General features: G+C 66.6%; 12 protein-coding genes. 3 read left to right on the plus strand and 9 right to left on the minus strand.

The window, feature by feature from the left end:
* Positions 1 to 5: 5 nt before the first annotated feature.
* Both HLA91_RS06670 and glnA read right to left on the minus strand, forming a co-directional pair.
* Positions 6 to 1,475, minus strand: coding sequence for a mycothione reductase (locus tag HLA91_RS06670; protein ID WP_102159966.1), 1,470 nt, complete (start codon positions 1,473 to 1,475; stop codon positions 6 to 8).
* A gap of 140 nt (positions 1,476 to 1,615) precedes the next feature.
* Positions 1,616 to 3,040, minus strand: a complete 1,425-nt coding sequence (gene glnA / locus HLA91_RS06675; RefSeq protein WP_170274048.1) for a type I glutamate--ammonia ligase — start codon at positions 3,038 to 3,040, stop codon at positions 1,616 to 1,618.
* Between the two features lie 179 nt (positions 3,041 to 3,219).
* Between glnA and HLA91_RS14185 the strand changes: the two genes are divergently transcribed.
* Positions 3,220 to 3,660: an RDD family protein gene (locus tag HLA91_RS14185; protein WP_170274049.1), complete on the plus strand. Its 441-nt coding sequence runs from the start codon at positions 3,220 to 3,222 to the stop codon at positions 3,658 to 3,660.
* A 115-nt stretch (positions 3,661 to 3,775) separates the two neighbouring features.
* Here the strand turns inward: HLA91_RS14185 and HLA91_RS06685 are convergent, their stop codons facing one another.
* From HLA91_RS06685 to lipB, 3 genes are all read right to left on the minus strand, one after another.
* Positions 3,776 to 4,504, minus strand: a complete 729-nt coding sequence (locus tag HLA91_RS06685; RefSeq protein WP_170274050.1) for a DUF4191 domain-containing protein — start codon at positions 4,502 to 4,504, stop codon at positions 3,776 to 3,778.
* 64 nt (positions 4,505 to 4,568) lie between these two features.
* Complete coding sequence (gene lipA, locus HLA91_RS06690; protein WP_170274051.1) at positions 4,569 to 5,609, minus strand: lipoyl synthase; 1,041 nt, start codon at positions 5,607 to 5,609, stop codon at positions 4,569 to 4,571.
* Between the two features lie 78 nt (positions 5,610 to 5,687).
* The gene (lipB, locus tag HLA91_RS06695) at positions 5,688 to 6,326 is read right to left on the minus strand and encodes a lipoyl(octanoyl) transferase LipB (RefSeq protein ID WP_170274052.1); all 639 of its coding nucleotides are present in this window, start codon (positions 6,324 to 6,326) and stop codon (positions 5,688 to 5,690) included.
* Between the two features lie 154 nt (positions 6,327 to 6,480).
* On the opposite strand from lipB, the gene HLA91_RS06700 reads away from it, so the two are divergent.
* Positions 6,481 to 8,079, plus strand: coding sequence for a hypothetical protein (locus HLA91_RS06700; protein WP_170274053.1), 1,599 nt, complete (start codon positions 6,481 to 6,483; stop codon positions 8,077 to 8,079).
* Positions 8,080 to 8,182: 103 nt separating this feature from the next.
* On the opposite strand, the gene sucB is transcribed toward HLA91_RS06700, so the two are convergent.
* From sucB to HLA91_RS06715, 3 genes are all read right to left on the minus strand, one after another.
* Entirely contained in the window at positions 8,183 to 10,171 is a 1,989-nt protein-coding gene (gene sucB, locus HLA91_RS06705) for a 2-oxoglutarate dehydrogenase, E2 component, dihydrolipoamide succinyltransferase (RefSeq protein ID WP_170274054.1), read from the minus strand.
* A 21-nt stretch (positions 10,172 to 10,192) separates the two neighbouring features.
* Positions 10,193 to 11,584 carry a dihydrolipoyl dehydrogenase gene (gene lpdA / locus HLA91_RS06710; RefSeq protein ID WP_170274055.1) on the minus strand — a complete coding sequence of 464 codons (1,392 nt, stop codon included), beginning with the start codon at positions 11,582 to 11,584 and terminating at the stop codon, positions 10,193 to 10,195.
* Between the two features lie 223 nt (positions 11,585 to 11,807).
* Positions 11,808 to 13,319 (minus strand): leucyl aminopeptidase, encoded by a 1,512-nt coding sequence (locus tag HLA91_RS06715; protein WP_170274056.1) that lies wholly within the window; start codon positions 13,317 to 13,319, stop codon positions 11,808 to 11,810.
* Positions 13,320 to 13,483: 164 nt separating this feature from the next.
* On the opposite strand from HLA91_RS06715, the gene HLA91_RS06720 reads away from it, so the two are divergent.
* On the plus strand, positions 13,484 to 14,563 hold the full coding sequence (locus tag HLA91_RS06720; RefSeq protein WP_170274057.1) for a quinone-dependent dihydroorotate dehydrogenase: 1,080 nt from the start codon (positions 13,484 to 13,486) through the stop codon (positions 14,561 to 14,563).
* A gap of 144 nt (positions 14,564 to 14,707) precedes the next feature.
* On the opposite strand, the gene HLA91_RS06725 is transcribed toward HLA91_RS06720, so the two are convergent.
* The gene (locus HLA91_RS06725) at positions 14,708 to 15,343 is read right to left on the minus strand and encodes a DUF3043 domain-containing protein (RefSeq protein ID WP_170274058.1); all 636 of its coding nucleotides are present in this window, start codon (positions 15,341 to 15,343) and stop codon (positions 14,708 to 14,710) included.
* Positions 15,344 to 15,362: the final 19 nt, after the last annotated feature.

The raw sequence follows: 15,362 nt of genomic DNA on the forward strand, positions 1-15,362 counted from the left end.
CCTGCTCAGCCGAGCTCGAGGCCGAGGAGGGCGTTCTCGACGACCTCGGGCAGCGCCGGATGGATCCAGTACTGGTGCTTGGCCATCTGGTCAGCTGGCAGCCCGAAGGCCATCGCCTGGATGAGCGGCTGGATGATCATCGAGGCTTCCGCGCCGAGGATGTGGGCGCCGAGGATCTGCCCGCTGGTGCGATCGGCGATGACCTTGCAGAATCCGGTCCGGTCCTCCAGCGCCCAGCCGTAGGCGACGTCGCTGTACTCCTGGACCTTGACGGTATAGTCGCAGCCAGCCTCCCGGGCCTCAGCCTCGGTCAGGCCGACGCCGGCCGACTGCGGGTACGAGAACACCGCTGCCGGGACCGCGTGATGGTTGGCCTCGGTGAGATCGGCCTCCTGCGCGCCACCGACTGAACCGGAGGCGATGTCGGCGAGCAGGTTGGCCTTGACGATGTGCGCCTCGTGGTTGGCGACGTGTTTGAGCTGGTAGTCCGAGCACACGTCGCCGAGCGCGAAGACACCGGGCAGCGGCTTTCCCCCGGAGCGCACCCGCTGGTACTCATCAACGCTGATCGAGCCCCGCTCGACGTCGATGTCGGTGTGCTCCAGGCCCAGCTGCCCGGTCGAGGGCGTGCGGCCGGTGGCCATGAGCACGAGGTCGGTGTCGATGACATCCCCGGCATCGGTCGTCAGTCGTACGGCCCGGGCGCCGGGCTGTCCCTGCGCAGCCTCAGCGTTTTCGCGGATCTCGTAGCGGGTCGCCACGGTGTCAGTGCGCAGGTCGATGCGCGGGGCGGCGCCGAACGCGTGGGTGAAGCGTTCGGAGACGAGCTCATCGGAGTGTTTCAGCAGCCGCTTCCCGCGCACGAGCACCGTGACTTCCACACCCAAGGAGGAGAAGACATGGGCGAACTCGGCGGCGATGACGCCGCCGCCGATGACGACCATCGACTCCGGCAGCGCATCGATGCGCATGATGGTATCCGACGTGCGCACCGGGTAGCCGGGGGTGTCGACGCGCTGGGGATCGAGGCCCTCGGCCGTCGGAACGACCGGGTGGGAGCCGGTGGCGATGACGATGCGGTCGGCGGTGAACTCCGTGCCCGAGGCGGTGCGGAAGGAGCGGGCACCGGTGAACTCGACATGTTCGGGGTAGACGGTGACATTGTCGAGCTCATGGGTTCGGTAGGCGCGGCCGCTGGACTCGATCTGGTCGATGCGCGAGAAGATCCGGTCGCGGATCGACTGCCAGTCCGCGCTGTTGAAGGAGGTGTCGATGCCGAAGCGCTCACCATCAGCGGCAAGACGGGCGAGGTCGGCAGTGTGCACGAACATCTTCGTCGGGATGCAGCCGACGTTGAGACAGGTGCCGCCGAAGCGGGCGGACTCAGCAATGGCGACCGAGAGGTCGTCGAAGCGGTGATCGATGATGGAGTTGCCGGACCCGGTGCCGATGACAAGTACGTCGTAATGAGCCATGATACAAATCCTACGAGATCAGCCCGATCGTCAACGGGCCGCCCACACAGAGACACCGCAGGCGGCATCCCGGTGGGGGAGACCGCCTGCGGCGCTGCACCTGTCAGCCGGGCCGGGCTGCTCAGGTCACGGGGTGCTCATCAGATTGAGTAGTACAGCTCGAACTCGGTCGGGGTCGGGCGCAGACGAGCGACGTCGAGCTCGTTTTCGCGCTTGTAGGAGATCCACGTGTCGATGAGGTCCTCGGTGAAGACATCGCCTTCGGTGAGGAAGTCGTGGTCCTCCTCGAGTGCGGCCAGGGACTCCTCGAGCGTGCCGGGCACGAGCTTGATGTCCTCCAGCTCCTCCGGCGGCAGCTCGTAGAGATCCTTGTCGATCGGCTCCGGCGGCTCGATGCGGTTGCGGATGCCGTCGAGACCGGCCATGAGCTGGGCTGAGAATGCCAGATAGGGGTTGGCCGACGGGTCTGGGGCGCGGAACTCCAGCCGCTTGGCCTTCGGCGAGGCACCGGTGACCGGGATGCGGATGGCCGCCGAGCGGTTGCCGGAGGAATACACAAGGTTGACCGGTGCCTCGTAGCCTTTGACGAGCCGACGGTAGGAGTTGATCGTCGGGTTCGTGAACGCCAGCACCGCGCCAGCGTGCTCAATGAGCCCGCCGATGTACCAGCGCGCCAGATCCGACAGTCCTGCATAGCCGTTCTCATCGTAGAACAGCGGCTCGCCGTCCTTCCACAGCGACTGGTGGCAGTGCATGCCCGAGCCGTTGTCGTCGAACAGCGGCTTGGGCATGAAGGTCACCGACTTGTCGAAGTCCCAGGCGACGTTCTTGACGACGTACTTGAAGTCCAGCAGCTGGTCGCCGGCCTTCTTCAGCGAGTCGAACTTGTAGTTGATCTCCTGCTGACCGGCAGTGCCGACCTCGTGGTGGGCGCGCTCGACTTCGAAGCCGATCTCCGCCAGCGTCAGCGAGATCGCATCGCGCACATCGGCGAAGTGATCCTGCGGGGAGACCGGGAAGTACCCGCCCTTGAACGGGGTCTTGTAGCCGAGGTTGCTGCCGCCCTCCTCGGCGCCGGAACGCCAGGCGGCCTCGACCGAGTCGATCTTGAAGAAGCTGTTGCCCGGGTGGTTCTGGTACTGGATCGAGTCGAACAGGTAGAACTCAGCCTCGGCCCCGAAGAACACGGTGTCGGCGATGCCGGTCGACTTGAGGTACGCCTCGGCCTTCGCAGCGACCTGACGCGGGTCGCGGGAGAACGGCTCATCGGTGAACGGGTCGACGATCGAGTGCGTGATGACCATCGTCTTGGCCATCCGGAACGGATCGATGTAGGCGCTCGTGACATCGGCGATGAGCTTCATGTCCGATTCGTGGATCGAGGTGAACCCGCGGATCGATGAACCGTCGAACAGCAGGCCCTCTTCGAGCTTATCCTCGCCGTAGGCCGAGGCTGGGAGGTTGAAGTGCTGCACCACACCGGGAAGGTCACAGAATCGGATGTCGACGAAGTCGACGTCGTTTTCCTTCATGTAGGCGACGAGCTCAGCCGGGGTATTGAACAAGATCACTCCTGAAAGTCGCGGGCCACGACTCGGGCGTGGCCCTGTGGTGTGTTCTCCATCCTAATTCACCGCACACCCGCCAGAGTCGGTGCCACGCTGTTTTTCCCGGCCGTCTGCGAGTGCTGCATCACGGACTGCCGGTGCACAGCGGCCGACCGCCGGCGGTTACACTTGAGTGCGTGATTCAGCGAGATGACTTCGGCTCATGGCTCAACGGACCCACTGCCGCCAGCACCGGCAGCAGCTGGCCGGGCAGCCGGCTCGGCCTGCCCGAGGACGGGCCGGGCGCGATCGCGCCGATCTGGCGCCGGCTGCTGGCCCTGTGGCTCGACTACCTCATGTGCCTGGGCATCGCGTTCTGGCTCTTCGACGGCAGCAATCTCGCCATCCTCGCGATCTTCTTCATCGAATACCTCGTGCTCGTCTCGCTGCTGGGTACAACAGTCGGGCAGAAGATCTTCGGCATCCGCGTCATCCGTCTCGACGGCGCAACCCCGGGCATCGCCTCCGGCTTTATCCGCACCCTGCTGCTCATGCTCGTCATCCCAGCCGTCATCTTCGATGCCGACCGGCGCGGCTTCCACGACATCGCCGCCCGCACCGCCGTCGTGCGCAGCTGAGGAAACCCTCCCGTGCCCGAGGCGGGGCTCGCCGCGGCACGCGAAAGCGGCAGGCTGCGCACGTGCACAGCCTGCCGCTTCGTCGTTGGTCTCCGAGTGTCGCCGGTGCTGAGGCTCAGCGTCCGCGCATCGCGCGGTGGTTCGGCCGGGCCTTCATCGGGTCGATGCCCTTGGGGATCGGCGGGTTCTTCGTCACCGAGCCGAGAGCGGTCAGCCGGTTGCGCACGGCGAGGATCTCGGCCTTGTTCAGCTTGCGCGGAAGCCGGTGGACGGTGCGCACGATCTTGCTCATCGGGATCTGGCCGTCCTGTTCGCCGCCCTGCAGCGTGTAGATCGGCACATTGGGCAGCACGCGCTCGTGGCGCTTCTTCTGCTTGGCCAGCAGCTTCTCGACCCGGCCTTTGGGGCCTTCGCTCATGAGCACCACGCCGGCTTTGCCGGTGGAGCGGAAGACGAGGTCGCGGCTGCGCGGATCGACGTCGATGGGCTGCTCATCCATGAGCCAGCCGCGCCGGCAGGTGTTGAGCACCGCACCGATCGCACCGGGCTGGCCCTCCATCTCCTTGAACGCGGCAGTCTCAGCGAAGCGGCCGAGCATGAACAGGGCCAGGAAGATACCGAGCATGAGGCCCAGGATCGTCCACAGCCAGATCGGGCCGAAGAGGAAGCCCACCCCGACACCCAGGGCGGTGAGGCCGACGATCGCGGCGAGCATGAGCCAGACGGTGGCGGGGTTGTGCTTCTTCGACAGCTGCACAACCTGGCGCATCTGCGCGATGCGGCCCGGCTTGCTCGGATCCTTCGGCTTGCGCTTGAAAAAGCGGCGTGGCTTCTCTTCTGACATTCCTGTGCTCAATCAGCTTTCATTGGTGTGGCGGATGACGCCCCAGCCGTGCTGGGCGGACAACCTAGAATTGTACCTCTTCGCCGGGTCCGAAGGTATTCACGACCGCCTGCGCCTCCTGCTTGGCCGGCATCTCCCGGTCGAGGTGCAGCAGGTGGACGGGGATCTCCTCACCGCGGCGGCGCATCGCCTGCGCCCACAGCCGGCCGGCCCGGTAGGACGAGCGCACGAGCGGTCCGCTCATGACACCGGCGAAGCCGATCTCCTCACCGGCATCGCGCAGCTCGACGAAGTCCTGCGGCTTGACCCAGCGCTCGATCGGATGGTGCCGGGGCGATGGGCGGAGATACTGGGTGATGGTCAGCAGGTCGGTGCCGGCATCGTAGAGGTCCTGCATCGCCTCGATGACCTCGTCGTTGGTCTCACCCATGCCGAGGATGAGGTTCGACTTCGTCACCAGGCCGGCATCGCGGGCCTTCGTGATGACCGACAGCGATCGCTCGTAGCGGAACCCGGGGCGGATGCGCTTGAAGATCCGCGGGACGGTCTCGACATTGTGGGCCAGCACCTCCGGCCGGGAGGAGAACACCTCGGCGAGCTGGTCGTCGTTGGAGTCGAAGTCGGGGATGAGCAGTTCGACGCCGGTCTGGTGGCCGTCCTCGTGCTCGATCGCGTGGATGAGGCGCACGGTCTCGGCGTACAGCCAGGAACCGCCGTCGTCGAGGTCGTCGCGGGCGACACCGGTGATCGTCGAGTAGCGCAGGCCCATCGTCGCGACCGATTCGGCCACCCGGCGCGGCTCGTCGGCGTCGAAGTCGGCCGGCTTGCCGGTGTCGATCTGGCAGAAGTCGCAGCGGCGGGTGCACTGCTCACCGCCGATGAGGAAGGTCGCCTCGCGGTCCTCCCAGCATTCGAAGATGTTCGGGCAGCCGGCCTCCTCGCAGACCGTGTTGAGCTTCGAGGAGCGCACCAGGGACTTGAGTTCGGTGAACTCCGGTCCGATATTGGCCTTCGCCTTGATCCAGGCCGGCTTCTTCTCGATCGGCGTCTGGGCGTTGCGTGCCTCGACACGCAGCATCTTGCGTCCTTCAGGAGCAATCGTCACTGTGGGTCCTTCTCGTCGGTGGTCGTGCCTCGTGCAGGTGCGCCGGCCGGCGCGGCTGATGCCGGGGCTTCAATTGTCTCAGGCGGTGATGTGCCTGGCGAGCGCCGCTTCGACTGCCGGAGCGACGTCGGCGGGGGTGATAGTGCGGCCGGTTTCGGCACTCAGGCTCGTGACCCCGGCATCGGCGATGCCGCAGGGCACGATCGAGTCGAATCCGGTGTTATCGTTCGAGCAGTTGAGGGCCAGCCCGTGCATCGTCACGCCTTCGTGGATGCGGATGCCGATCGCGCCGATCTTACGCTCGGGCAGTGTGTCGGTGGCGGCCAGCCACACGCCGGAGCGGCCGTCGACCTTCATTGTCTCGATGCCCAGGGAGGCGCACACGTCGATGAGGGCATCTTCGATCTGGTCGACGAAGAGCTTGACGTCTTTGGCGTCGTTGAGCCGGTAGATGAGGTAGACGACGAGCTGGCCGGGTCCGTGCCAGGTGATCTTGCCGCCGCGGTCGACGTCGATGACCTCCGTTCCGTCGACCGGGCGCTCATGGTCTTCGGTGCGCTTGCCAGCGGTGTAGACGGGGGAATGTTCCAGGAACAGGAGGGTGGACTCGCGCGTGCCGGCGATGACGTCGGCGTGATAGCGCTGCTGGAGATCCCAGGCGCTGCGGTAGTCGACATAGTCGGGTGCATACCCGAGGCATTCCACTGTGAATGACATGCACTCACCCTATGCCGCACGCTGCAGGCGGGCAAAGCCGTCCGCATCCGCCGCCGACGGTTATCCACAGATCCGACAAGCCCATGGCAACACCCTCCAGCCCAGCCGTAGCCTTGCCGCACAGCCGATCACCACGAGTGCAGACAGGAGGGACATGGCCGAGCAGACGTGGCACACCGTCGCCGAGGTGGCACCGGGGATCCGCCGCATCAGCACAGGGCAGCGCACCGCCTGGTTCCTGCCCGAGGGCGACGTGGCCGATATCACGCACCGGTGGCCGGGAATCGGCACCGCTGAGCTCACTGGCGGGCCGGTGAGCTGCGATCCTGCCACCGTTCCCGAGGCGGAGGGCACCCGCGCAAGCGACGTCGCCTCAGTCGATGGGCAGCCCGCCCATGTGCTCGGCCAGCCGCGGCAGGCAGGCGGCAACGGGCTCATCGTGCCCCGCTTCCACGGCGGTCTGCTCGTCGATGCGCTGCGCAGCTATGCCGGGCTGACCCTCGGGCAGACTCTGGCGGTGCTCGGTGCCTGCCTGGAGGCGCTGTGTGCCGCCCCTGAACCGAGTTCCGGCCGGTTGCGCTGCCACCGCAGCGCCTTCGGCGTCGATGATGCCGGTGCCATTCACCTCGTGCCCGGCCATACGGTGCCGGTTGAGTCAGTGTCGAGCGAGGCGGTCGAGTTCGGTCAGCTTGCCTATCTGTGCCTGACCGGCCTGACATGGGAGGAGCACGGGGTGCCGGTCCCAGACCTCACCCCAGCCGTTCCGGAGCCGTTAGCCGGCATCATCATCGAACTGCTCGAAGCCGAACCCGGCGGCGGTCCCGCGCCCGGGCCCGAGCTGCTGACGAGGCTTGCGGCAATGGGCGAGCCGGAGCAGATTCCGTTCGTCCCCGTCGAGGCGGAGGTCTCGGTGTCCGAGGCGGTGACCGCCCAGCTGCGCGTCGACGCCAGCGTCGCGTCGGCACTCACCGGCCGCTATGAGCGCAGCCGCGAGCACACCACCGGTGGCCAGCGTGAAAAGAGGGCTCACCGGGTCGAAGACAACACCACAGGCAGCGGGATCGGCCGACTGCGCGCCGCCGCCGGGCACAGCGGACGCGACCGCATGCGCAGGAAGGACTCCACTCAGCACACCGCAGCCACGAGGCGCAAACGGCAGCAGAAGCGGCCTGCGCGGCAGGAACGAGACACCGGCTCGAGGGCGCTCCGGCTCCCGCGGCTGCCGTTGAACCGCACGATGCTCATCGGCGCTGCGGCCGCACTCGTGCTGAGCCTGTCGGGGATCGCGCTGCTCACCGGTCTCATCGATCCCAGAGGTGAGGCAGTCGCCCCGGGCAGTGCCGGCCATAACCCGCCTAGTGACCAAGCAACTGAAGGTCCTGCGGCGACCACCGCCTCGGGGCCGGAGAACCCCAAGGACGCGTTCGCCGCGCTCACCCGCAGACGCGAGCAGGCCTACCACCTCGGCGATGCCGCAGCGCTGGCCGAGCTGACGGTCGCAGGCTCCCCGGCAGCGGCAGCCGATGGCGCAGCCGACGTCGAGGCCTTCCAAGGCAGTGACATCAGCATCGACATCGAATCGGCTCAGATCACGCAGCAGGAGGCGGACCGAGCCGAGCTCGACGTCGCCACACGGACGCAGGTGAGCGCACCCGACGGGTCCGGCCACGACTACGGCAGCGTGCGCATGCGCGTCGAGTTGCGCCGCGAGGACGGCAGCTGGAGGGTCTATGACGCGATCGAGCAGAGCTGAGACGGGCTGAGACGACACTGCGGGTGGGATGCCTGAGCATCCTACCCGCAGTGGCCGGTGTGCCGTGCGTCAGCTGGCCATGAGGCTCAGCTGACGCTCCGGATCACAGTTCAAGGTCGGCGACGAAGTTCGCGTCCTCGAGGCGCGCCTTGATGGTCTGCAGGAAGCGTCCTGCATCCGCACCGTCGACGAGCTCGTGGTTGTACGTCAGCGGCAGGTAGACCATGTCGCGGATCGCAATCGATTCGCCGCCGTCAGCGGTCTCGACGACGACCGGGCGGCGCGTGATGACACCGGTGCCCAGAATGCCCATCTGCGGGGTATTCAGGATCGGGGTGTCGAACAGCGCGCCGACGCTGCCGATGTTCGTGACCGTGAAGGTGCCGCCGGAGAGCTCATCCGGGCCGATCTTGGCCGTGCGGGTGCGCTCAGCGACATCGTCGATGGCCTTGGCCAGACCTGCGATCGAGAGGTCGCCGGCGTCCTTGACGACCGGAACGAGGAGACCCCGCTCGGTGTCAACGGCAACAGCCAGGTTCTCGTGGTCGAAGTAGGTGATCTCCTTGGCTTCGACATCGTAGGTGGCGTTGACCTTCGGGTGGACCTGGAGTGCTTCGACAATGGCCTTGGCGAAGAACGGCAGGTAGGTCAGCTTGACGCCGTGGGTCTGCTGGAACTGGTCCTTGTAGGCCTTGCGCAGCTGACCGACACGGGTCATGTCGACCTCGATGACCTGCGTGAGCTGTGCAGAGTTCTGCAGCGACTCGCGCATCCGGGTGGCGATCGTCTGGCGGATCCGGGAGGCCTTCTGCGTGGTGCCGCGCAGCTTCTTGACCTCTTCGGGGATCTCGACGACGAACGGCTCGCGGTCATCGGTGACAGCCGGCTTGCCGGCTGCCGGTGCCGGAGCACCGCCGGACTTCGATCCGCCGGCGTTCTCGGCTGCCGAGAGCACATCCTGCTTACGGATGCGACCGCCGACACCGGTGCCGGTGACGTTGGAGAGATCCACGCCCTTGTTCTTGGCCAGGCGACGCACCAGCGGGGTGACGTACGCCGAACCGTGGGCGACAGTCGAGGAGATCGACTGCTTGGCCTCTTCACCGGCGGCCTGCTCGGCTGCGGCCTTCTGCGCCTCAGCGGCAGCGTCCTCGTCGGACTTCTCCGAATTCTCGGACTTCTTCTCAGCCTTCTTCTCGGACTTGTCTGACTTCTCGGCCTCGTCCTTGGCTGCCTTGGCGTCGGACTCCTTGTCCTTGACCTCGGAGTCATCGGACTCGTCGTCCTCGTCGGACTCCTCCTTGACGTCGTCGTCGGTGTCTTCCTCGGAGACGTCATCGGCCTGCTCGGTCTTGCGGTCGGTGGTCTCGGCCTCATCGGAGTCGTCGGAGTCATCCGCGTCATCCGAGTCGTCAGCCGGGGCATCGCCGGAGCCGATGAGCGCCACGACATCGCCGACCTCGACGACATCGTCCTCATCTGCCATGAGCTTCTGCACGGTTCCGGCCACAGGGGAGGGCACCTCGGTGTCGACCTTGTCGGTGGAGACCTCGAGCAGCGGTTCGTCGACTTCCACCTCGTCGCCGACCTCCTTGAGCCAGCGGGTGACTGTGCCCTCGGTGACCGATTCACCGAGCGCCGGCATCTTCACCTCAGTGGAGTCACCCGAACCGCCCGAGGACTTCTTCTTCGGCTTCTCGTCGCTGTCATCCGCGTCGTCCGAGGCGCTGTCATCAGCCTCGTCTGCGGAATCCTCATCAGCTGAGTCCTCGTCAGCCTGATCCTCAGCCGAGTCATCGGACTCGTCTGCATCCTCGCCGTCGGCATCCTCATCGGAGGAGTCGTCAGAGGAGTCACCGTCGCCGATGACAGCCAGGTCGCCGCCGACTTCGACGACATCGTCTTCGTCAGCGAGGATCTCCTGCAGGGTTCCGGCGTACGGGCTCGGGATCTCAGTGTCGACCTTGTCGGTCGAGACCTCGAGCAAGGGCTCGTCGACCTCGACCTCCTCGCCGACTTCCTTCAGCCAGCGGGTGACTGTGCCCTCGGTGACTGATTCACCGAGAGCCGGCATCTGCACTTTATTGGACATAACGTTTGGTCTCCCTCGCTCTTAGCTGTGGAAATGAAGGGGCTTGCCGGACAGAGCCAGGGCGGCTTCGCCGATCGCCTCGTTCTGGGTCGGGTGGGCGTGGATGAGTTCGGCGACCTCTTCGGGGAAGGCCTCCCAGTTGACGATGAGCTGCGCTTCGCCGGCCTGCTCGCTCAGGCGCGCGCCGATGCCGTGCACACCGAGGACCGGCCCGTCTTCAAGGCTGACGAGCTTGATGAGACCGGTGGTCTTGAGGATCGTCGATTTGGCGTTGCCAGCGAGGTTGTACTCGATCGTCTTGATCTTGTCCTCGCCGTGCTTCTCCTCAGCCTGCTTCTGGGTCAGGCCGACGGAGAAGATCTCCGGCTCGCAGTAGGTCACCCGCGGGATGCCGGATTCGACGACCGGCGCCGGGTCGAGTCCTGCGATCTCCTCAGCGACGAAGATGCCCTGGGCGAACGAGCGGTGCGCCAGCTGCAGACCGGGAACGATGTCGCCGACGGCGAAGATCGATCCGACGCCGGTGTGCTGGCGCTCATCGGTGAGCACGAACCCGCGATCCATCTCGATGCCCTGATCTTCGAAGCCGAAGCCTTCGGTGACCGGGCCGCGGCCGACGGCCACGAGCAGGATCGACGCATCGATCACGGTGCCGTCTTCGAGGGTGACGTGCACGCCGTCGTCGTCCTGCTCGACGCTCTTGAACATCGTGCCGACGGTGAACTTGATCTTGCGCTTCTTGAAGGCGCGCTCAAGGTTCTTCGAGATCGTGGCGTCCTCATTGGCGACCAGGTTCGGCAGACCTTCGACGATGTGGACCTTCGAGCCCATCGATGCCCAGACGCTGGCGAACTCGACGCCGATGACGCCGCCGCCGAGCACGATTGCCGACTCCGGCACTTCGTCGTACTGCAGCGCCTGCTCGGAGGTCATGACGCGACCGCCGATCTCGATGCCGATCGTCTTCGACGTCGAACCGGTCGCCAGCACGATGTTCTTGCCGGTCACGGTCATCGAGCCGTCATCGGTGGAGACCTCGACGGTGTCCTTGCCGGTCAGCTTGCCCTCACCGGCGATGTAGTCGATGCCGCGCGCCTTCACGAGTCCCTGCAGACCCTTGTAGTTGCGGTCGATGATGCCGTCTTTGAATTCCAGGACCTTGGCCATGTCGACGCCCTGCAGCTCGACATTGATGCCGAAGGACGCGGCCTCGCGTGCGGAATCCGCCACCTCGGCGGCGTGCAGCAGGGCCTTGGTCGGGATGCATCCACGGTGGAGGCAGGTGCCGCCCACCTTGTCGCGTTCGATGAGTGCGACGCGCATATCGAGCTGGGAAGCGCGCAGCGCGGCAGCGTAGCCGCCCGTGCCACCACCCAGAATGACGAGGTCGTAGGTGTTGTCCGATTCGCTCACAGGTTGCTCCTCGTTGAATGGATGAACTGCCGGGTCACGGCACTTGTCTCCATCTTTCCACTATTTCCCGGAAATGTCGCAACCGTTCGCCCCTGCACCCCCGTAACCCTGCTCACGTCTGTCTCATGTGGACTCCCGGCCCGAGGCGGTGGCTGGTGTGGGCACATGGTCAGGGGCGCAGCCGCCGGGTGTCGGCTGCGCCCCTGACTCAGGTGGGCTGCCGTCAGCTGCGGTCGAGCTGCTCAGCCACCTCGACCAGGGTGCGCACCGGGACGCCGGTGCCGCCCTTGGCCGTGTAGCCCCACGGGCTCTCACTGTTGAAGGCCGGGCCTGCGATGTCGATGTGGGCCCACTGCTGGCCCTTCTCGACGAACTCGTTGAGGAACACACCGGCGGCGAGCATGCCGCCTTCGCGCTTGCCTGTGTTCTTCAGGTCAGCGACCGTCGAATCGAAGTGCGAACGGATCTCCTCGGGGAACGGCATCGGCCACATCGACTCACCGGTGACCTCCGAGGCGAGCACGACGCGGTTGCGTGCCCCGTTGGTGCCCATGACACCGGAGACGCGGTTGCCGAGTGCGATGACCTGCGCGCCGGTGAGCGTCGCGATGTCGATGAGGAGGTCCGGCTTCTCCTCCTGCGCGGCGACGAGCGCGTCGGCGAGCACGAGACGGCCCTCGGCATCGGTGTTGAGCACCTCGACGGTCTTGCCGCCGTAGATGCGGATGACATCGGAGGGACGCTGGGCGTTGCCGCCGGGCATGTTCTCAGCCAGGGCCAGCCACGCGGTGACCCGCACCGGCAGCTCCAGGTCGGCAGCGGCGAGCACGGCCTGCGCGGCCGCAGCCGCACCGCCCATATCGCACTTCATCTCCTCCATCGCCTGCGGCGGCTTGAGCGACAGGCCGCCGGAGTCGAACGTGATGCCCTTGCCGACGAGCGAGAGGTGCTTCTTGGCCTTGCGCGGCTTGTACTCCATCTTCACCAGGCGCGGGCCGCGGGTCGAGCCCTTGCCCACACCGGTCAGGCCGCCGTAGCCGCCGGCCTCCAGAGCGGCCTCGTCGATGACGGTGACCTTGACTTTGCGTGCCTTGGCCTGCTCGGTGACCGTCTTGGCGAAGGTCTCCGGGTACAGGTCCAGCGGCGGCTGGTTGACCAGGTCGCGGCAGCGGTTGGTGGCCGCGCCGAGGAACTGGCCGCGTGCGACACCGTCCTTCGAGCCCTTCGGTGCGAGCACCGTGACCGAGGTGACGCGCTTGTGCTCCTCGGCGTTCGAGCGGTACTCGGTGTAGCGGTATGAGCCGAGCACGGCACCGGTGGCCGTCGCCTCGGCAGCGGCTGCGGTCTGCGCCGGGAAGGCGATGGCGACCGATTCGCCCTTCGTCAGCGAGCGCACGGCCACAGCTGCCGCGCGGCGCAGCGCCTCGTGAGCGCCATCGGCGTCGAGCTCTGATTCGAGGGCCACCTCGTCGAAGTCACCGAGGCCGGCCAGCAGCACCGAACCGGCGGCGACGCCCTTGGGGGACGGGATCCGGGCCAGCGCACCGGCCTTGCCGGTGAAGCCGACAGCGGAGGCAGCGGCGACGAGCTCCTTGCGGGCTCCGGCGGCCAGTGCGACACCGGAGGGGATGGACACGGCATCGCCGTCAACGGCGACACCGATGACCAGGACGTCGGCTTTGCTGCGGGCGGGTTCGGATGCCGCGGCGTCGATCGTCAGTTCTGCGGTCGTCATTCTGTTCCTTTCCAATAGACAGAAATCTCAGGCAGGGGATCTGCTCCGCCTCCTACCGTAGTCAATGCAGGCGCTGCTGGGACGAAAGTCACCTGCTGAACTTCGATTCGTCAGCGAACTCCCACGTGTTCTCTGGCGGCCGGAGGCCTCGCTAGGATGAGAGCGTGTATTCGCTGATCTTCCGCACCCTGCTCACCCGCCTTGACGCGGAGACCGCCCACCACCTCAGCTTCACCGGCCTGCGCGCCCTCGACCGCATGCCCGGCCTGCGCCGGCTCAGCCGCGCGGTCATGAGCCGCGGCACCGCCGATCCCGTCGAGGTGCTCGGCCTGCGCTTTCCCAACCGGCTGGGCATGGCGGCCGGCTTCGACAAGAACGCCATCGGCATCCGGGCGCTGACCCAGATGGGCTTCGGACATGTTGAGATCGGCACTGTCACCGCTCACGGCCAGCCGGGCAATCCGCGTCCGCGCCTGTTTCGGCTGCTGGGCCACAATGCGGTGCTCAACCGGATGGGCTTCAACAACGACGGGGCGGCCGCCGCCCGGCTCGAACTGCTGCGGGCCCGTGAGGACATCGCCAAGCTGCCGGAGGATCAGCGTCCGATCATCGGCGTCAACATCGGCAAGACCAAGGTCGTCGAGGCCGCCGATGCCGCTGAGGACTACCGGCAGTCAGCCAGTCAGCTGGCCCCGCTGGCCGACTACCTCGTCATCAACGTCAGCTCACCGAACACCCCCGGCCTGCGCGACCTGCAGTCCGCTGAGGCGCTCGAACCGATCATCACCGCAGTCCGCGGCGCCGCCGCCGAGGCGGTCGGGACTCCGCGCTCGAGCCTCGGGCATGTGCCGCTGCTCATCAAGATCGCCCCAGACCTCGCCGACGAGGACGTCCTCGCCGTCGCCGACCTCGCTCTGCGCACCGGCGTCGACGGGCTCATCACGACGAACACGACGATCGACCGCTGCGTCCTCTCCGGCGCCGACCGGGCCTTCGCCGAGTCCGAGGCCGGTGGGATCTCCGGTGAGCCGCTGGCCGAACGCGCCTTCGAGGTGCTGCGCCTGGTGCGCAGCCACGTCGGGGACAAGCTCACGTTCATCGCCGTCGGCGGGATCGCCGACGCACGGGATGCCGCTGCCCGGCTCGGTGCCGGCGCCGACCTCGTTCAGGTGTACTCCGGGCTCATCTACGGCGGGCCGATGTGGCCAGGCCGCATGCTGCGCACACTGCGCCGCAAGCCCTGAGCATCGCGCATTCGAGAGGCCCCGTATACGAGTCCTATATAGAGGAGAGGCGCCCCCGCACGAACGGGGGCGCTTCTCTCATCTCCTCAACCGGCACCTCGGGTGCGGGCTCGGCGGGCGGAACCACCGCCTCGGGACCGGAGATCAGGACGGGTACTGGCCGCGCTTGACCTTGGGCTTGGGGATGCGCAGCACCCGCAGCTGGATGGCGCGCATGACGGCGTAGAAGGTCAGGCCGCGCTCGAGGTTCTCCTTGCCGCCGAACTTCTGGGCCATCCGGCCCTTCATCACGTAGTTGAGGATGAAGCAGTCGATGACGACGAGCAGGATGAGGCCGTAGACGGCATAGCTCGTGACGATCTGCACCTGCGGAGTCGAGATGATGAAGCCGATGAGCAGCACGATGAAGGCGAAGGGAATGAACATCTCACCGATCGAGAAGCGGGCGTCGACGAAATCGCGTACATACCGCCGCTGCGGGCCGCGATCGCGCGGGCCGAGGAACTTCTCATCACCCTGCATCAGGCCGATGCGGGCCTCATCGCGCTTGCGGCGGATCTCAGCCTTGGCCTGCTTGTTCGCCGAACGCCGGTCCTCGCCGACGAGCGGCTGACGGCGGGCTGCCTCCTGCTGTGAGCGCTTCGGCGTCGGGCGGTTCTTCTTCGCCTCAGCCGGATTCAGCGCCTCGGCAGCCTCGTCGACCGGGCCAGCGGAGGCAGCATGGGAGCCCGTCCGCTCTGCGGGCGATTCATCCTGGGAGTTCTTCTTCCGTCCAAACACGCCCTCTATCGTATCCGAC

Source organism: Brevibacterium luteolum (genome assembly GCF_013004595.1).
Taxonomy (GTDB): domain Bacteria; phylum Actinomycetota; class Actinomycetes; order Actinomycetales; family Brevibacteriaceae; genus Brevibacterium; species Brevibacterium luteolum.